The organism is Chamaesiphon sp. OTE_75_metabat_556 (assembly GCF_031378165.1).
Lineage (GTDB): Bacteria > Cyanobacteriota > Cyanobacteriia > Cyanobacteriales > Chamaesiphonaceae > Chamaesiphon.
The window spans coordinates 1-4,397 of record NZ_JANNDR010000189.1; the positions used below are offsets into that span (position 1 = coordinate 1).

The 4,397-nt window shown below is 47.8% G+C and carries 5 protein-coding genes and 1 pseudogene; 4 read left to right on the forward strand and 2 right to left on the reverse strand.

Features of this window, described 5'->3' with window-relative positions; genetic code table 11:
• A pseudogene (locus RMO27_RS07835) lies at nt 1-962 on the forward strand (ribonuclease E/G); the annotation flags it as partial.
• A 77-nt stretch (nt 963-1,039) separates the two neighbouring features.
• Nucleotides 1,040-1,663, forward strand: coding sequence for a ribonuclease HII (locus tag RMO27_RS07840; RefSeq protein ID WP_309731074.1), 624 nt, complete (start codon nt 1,040-1,042; stop codon nt 1,661-1,663).
• On the opposite strand, the gene RMO27_RS07845 is transcribed toward RMO27_RS07840, so the two are convergent.
• Nucleotides 1,655-2,242: a DUF1997 domain-containing protein gene (locus RMO27_RS07845; protein WP_309731075.1), complete on the reverse strand. Its 588-nt coding sequence runs from the start codon at nt 2,240-2,242 to the stop codon at nt 1,655-1,657. The two genes, RMO27_RS07840 and RMO27_RS07845, sit on opposite strands and share 9 nt — an antisense overlap.
• A gap of 264 nt (nt 2,243-2,506) precedes the next feature.
• Here RMO27_RS07845 and pheA point away from each other — a divergent pair, with 264 nt between their 5' ends.
• Together pheA and RMO27_RS07855 are read left to right on the forward strand one after the other, a co-directional pair.
• Nucleotides 2,507-3,349 (forward strand): prephenate dehydratase, encoded by an 843-nt coding sequence (gene pheA / locus RMO27_RS07850; protein ID WP_309731076.1) that lies wholly within the window; start codon nt 2,507-2,509, stop codon nt 3,347-3,349.
• 727 nt (nt 3,350-4,076) lie between these two features.
• On the forward strand, nt 4,077-4,322 hold the full coding sequence (locus RMO27_RS07855) for a hypothetical protein (protein ID WP_309731078.1): 246 nt from the start codon (nt 4,077-4,079) through the stop codon (nt 4,320-4,322).
• Here RMO27_RS07855 and RMO27_RS07860 read toward each other — a convergent pair.
• The coding region (locus tag RMO27_RS07860) for a transposase (protein ID WP_309731077.1) at nt 4,283-4,397 on the reverse strand (115 nt) is incomplete at its 5' end. The genes RMO27_RS07855 and RMO27_RS07860 overlap by 40 nt on opposite strands.

Sequence of the window (4,397 nt, forward strand, 5' to 3'; positions counted from 1 at the left end):
GTAACGCCCGCACCTTGCCCGATCTGCGGCCGCCAGTTGCCTCAGGCTGGGAAACCTTCGAGCCAGAAGGCACCGAAGATGAAGATGATTTCAATCTCGTCAATCACCCCAGCTACCAACAGCAAAACGGCGTCGGTAAAAAACGTCGCCGTCGCGTCGGTCGCACCGAGCGAGACGAGACCATACGCAATGTGCCCCGTCCGACACCGAATGGCGATTCGAGAACGCCCACTCCGAGTGCTGGTACCGGCAGTCGCACCTTGACAGATCGCCGCAGTGTGTCTCCACCAGTTGAGGATCGCGGTCGTGCCACCTTGGTGAGCAGTAAATTTACGCCACCAGAAATCGAGGCATATGTCCCAGAGCAGCTCCCACCCGATTCAGCAGACTTAACCGAAGTTGCAGATGCGGGCGGCGAACGGGAACGTCCTGGCAAACCTCAACGGGTCAAACCGACGCGACCGACGATCGAACCACCCGAAGTCGTCGCGATCGAAATGTCGGATCTGGAGAAAGAAACCTATGCCTGGATGGGGGTTTCACCACTGGTAAAGTTGGGTCGGGAGTTAAATAATCCGAAAACGGCGATCGTCAATATCGTGCCTGTCGGTAGTTTACCCCCCGAACCGTTGGCGTGTAGCCTACCGGAGGTAATAGCGCAGATAGTGCCTGTCATTGAGTCGGTAGCTTCAGATGAGTTGGAAACAACCGCTGCGCCACCGGCTGATTCCGTGCAAACTTTAACAGCAGCGGCAGATCCAGCAGTAGATGTGCGGCAAGTCGAGACGATCGAAACACCGCAATTGGTAGTAACGATTGACAAGCCGCTAGTCGAGGTAAACCAATCTGCCGTTGAAATCGAAATCGAAACAGTTGCCACAGAGACACCGGATAGCGATATCGCTGAGGAGTTGCCAGAAAATCGACGGCGAAAACGTCGATCTTCAGCCGTAGTAGATTGAGCAAAATAGCACCCCGATCGGATTAATTACCATCGGGGTGCTATTTTAATTGCTAACAAATTTTCCTTGAAGATCGCATGTCTACAACCAGAATTTATCACGAACATACTTGCAATGCCGCGACGATCGCTGGTGTCGATGAAGTTGGGCGGGGTGCATTATGTGGTGTCGTAGTAGCAGCGGCGGCGATCTTACCCAAAAGCGCGATCGCCCAATGTGCGGCGTGGGGGATTAAAGATAGCAAAAAACTCTCCGCCAGTCAGCGCGAACGCCTAGTCCCACAAATTCACCAAATCGCGATCGCCTATCAGATCGGGGTCGCGAGTGTCGCCGAAATCGACGAATTAAATATCTTGCAAGCGAGTTTACTGGCAATGCGACGGGCGATCGACGGTTTAGCCGTATCGCCAGAATTATGTCTGGTAGATGGCAACAAACCGATTCCCAATCTCGGTTTTCCCCAGGAAACTTTAATTAAAGGCGAGGATCGATCGATTTCGATCGCGGCTGCAAGTATTCTCGCGAAAGTTTGGCGCGATCGCGCGATGACAGAGCTAGGTTTAATTTATCCCCATTATCAGCTAGGCAAAAATAAGGGCTACGGTACCGCCCAACACACGATCGCAATTGAAGAACATGGGATTACCTTCGAGCACCGACAGTCTTTTGGTCCGTGTCGCGATCGGCGATCGCTAACTTAAGTGCGGAGCTTGAGGCTGAGTCGCTACTGGCATCTGAGTACCTGCCGCACCCGTTTGCGCCCAATCGACATAATCAGCCAATAATTGATTCAACAATCTTTGTTTGAAAGTATTGAGAATCCCTTTGAGTAAACTATTACCAGCCGACTCGACGATCGATCTCGGCATGAAGCTGACTGGAGGGGGCAGCTCGACGCGGACTTCGAGATCGGCAATACCAGTTAGATACGTGCGCCCCTGATGTTCATGAGGGGCTAACTCACCAATCAATTCCAGACTAAAGCGGCGATCAATATAATCAATCCCGCGAATTTCACAATTAGTGGAAACAATCCTGACCGTGCCATCGACTTCCGTCCACACACGCAAATATACCGTCGGCTGAAGCTCGAATCCAAAAAAACTTAATGTCCGCATCGTCAAGCAAAATTCATCATCGCCCACCTGTTCGATCCGATTGGGATCGACTAACGATCGTACCAACCGATGGGGCTGACGCAGATAGTGCTGAATGGGAATCGGCTGCTTGGGCACCGCAATTTCCACCGATCGATCTGCTGTAAAGGTAACAATTTGCATATATGGTCAGGAAGAATGACAGACTACTACCGCCGCACAGAACGCCAATTTATTAGTTGTGAATCGAGATCGAACTAGCTGGAAATTAACTACTGGAAAACTTAGCTAAAAAATCCGGTTGAATCGATTGTTGTAGCGATCACGATAAAATACACTTACCTAAGATTTTATCGCATTCACGATCCAGATTTCCAGCAAATTAAATAATTCAGTATTTTAGCGAGTTATTATCAAAATCGCGATCGTACTTGCCAACTTAAATTTATGAATTTAAAGATCGCTCATTTAGGACCCAAAGGTACTTATACCGAAGCTGCGGCGCAAGCATACGGAGAGACAGAGCTTCAGGGGATTGACTTTGACTTAGAGCCGTATGCCAATATCGCCAGCACGTTGGCAGCAGTAGCGCAGGGCGATGCCACACTCGCGATCGTCCCCGCCGAAAACTCGATCGAGGGTGCGGTGACGATGACCGCCGATACCATCTGGCAACTGGATGCCAAGCTGCAAATCCAGCAAGCGATCGTCCTCCCGATCCGACACGTATTGATTTCGATCGCCACCAATTTGAGTGAGATTACCACTGTCTATTCCCATCCTCAAGCTCTGAGCCAGTGCCAGGAGTGGTTGCAACAGCATCTCTCACATGCCGAGCGGATTGCCGATACTTCCACGACCGCCGCTTTGGGCACACTTGCGGCCAATCCCCAGCTTGCCGCAATTTCTTCAGTACGGGCGGCTAATCTGTACGATCTGCCGATCTTGGTGCAGCCGATTAACGATTATCCTGACAATCAAACTAAATTTTGGGCGATCGGTTTGCAACCTTCAGTGCCTGGCAACTGCACATCTGTCGCGTTTAGTTTGCGATCGAATACTCCAGGTGGATTGATGACAGCACTAGGCTATTTTGCCAATCGGAACTTGAATCTCAGTCGGATTGCCTCTCGTCCGAGCAAACGTTCCCTGGGCGATTATTTGTTCTTTATCGATATCGAAACTAATGTCAATAATTGTCCCCAGTTAAAATCAGCTTTAGCCGATTTAGATGCTTATGCTGAAACAGTGAAAAACTTCGGTAGCTATTACACCAAAGTCATTGGTTAAGCGCAAACCCATTTTCAAAGTTGGGTGAATTTAATTCTCTTCAGAGATCAATCGTAAGTATATTGGCGTAGATTGAGATTTTTGCCACTCAGTCGCCGCGATTTAGCACATCGCACGATCGATACTGGGATGGCTTATCAATCGCCAGTATCATACGTTGCTCAATCGTTTTAGACCTTGTGAGATCGATCGTGGACAAAATTGTTATGTATACATAATTTACTGTTTGACAATACATATCTCTAGATATATGCTTGCAGTACGAAGCCAATTTACTTAGTAAATATGTAAATCAGTACATTTTTACCGATCGCCAATAGAAATTGCAGTTGCAGTCCCAATCTTGACGATCGTAAAAGTTCTCACCAAAGTACCCGCAAGTAGCAATTTAGTCTTTGGGTGTTGTTCTTGCTGGGTCAAATATCGTCGATCGCGTGCTACTCTAGCGATCGATATCTTCGCGATCTCACTTATGGGGATTGCTGTAAGTATCTTGCAGCAATCGAACTATGGTTTCGATCGATTATTTGGGCAATCTAGAGTATAGAAGCAATTTTCACTGCAATTTTCGATCGCGCTGGCGACAAAAGAGTTGTAAATCCCACATCGCAATTTCGGTTTCACTAACGTTGGATTATCCCAACTCAATAAGGAAAAAATGAAAAATAACCCCGTTCAAAATATCGTCCGAGATGTGGTGACATAAGATGTCACCACATCTCAAGTCTTGCTGGTTGTTTCGATTCTAGGTATTGGCTCGATCTGCTCAACTCCCGCTCATGCCGCTACTTTTAACTATTCTGGCAATACTACAGGTGCTCCCACCTTCGATCGGGGTGGTGGTAGCAATTCTGTTTTTCCTTATGACGTTTTCAGTTTTAACGTTGATGTTGGAGGTAGCTATTCCGGTTCTACCGAACTTGCTATGCAAGTTCAATTGCTAAAATGCCATGACAACATGCTCCTAATTTGAAAGTTGCCAAAATTTCTAAATCCGTACCCTCTCCTTTTTATCAGCTTGAGTTTATTGTTAATTCCTTCAACTGCT

Excerpts from the sequence above, each read along its gene's own strand:
- RMO27_RS07840 (WP_309731074.1), top strand. The coding sequence starts at position 1,040 with ATGTCTACAACCAGAATTTATCACGAACATACTTGCAATGCCGCGACG.
- RMO27_RS07845 (WP_309731075.1), bottom strand. The coding sequence starts at position 2,242 with ATGCAAATTGTTACCTTTACAGCAGATCGATCGGTGGAAATTGCGGTG.
- pheA (WP_309731076.1), top strand. The coding sequence starts at position 2,507 with ATGAATTTAAAGATCGCTCATTTAGGACCCAAAGGTACTTATACCGAA.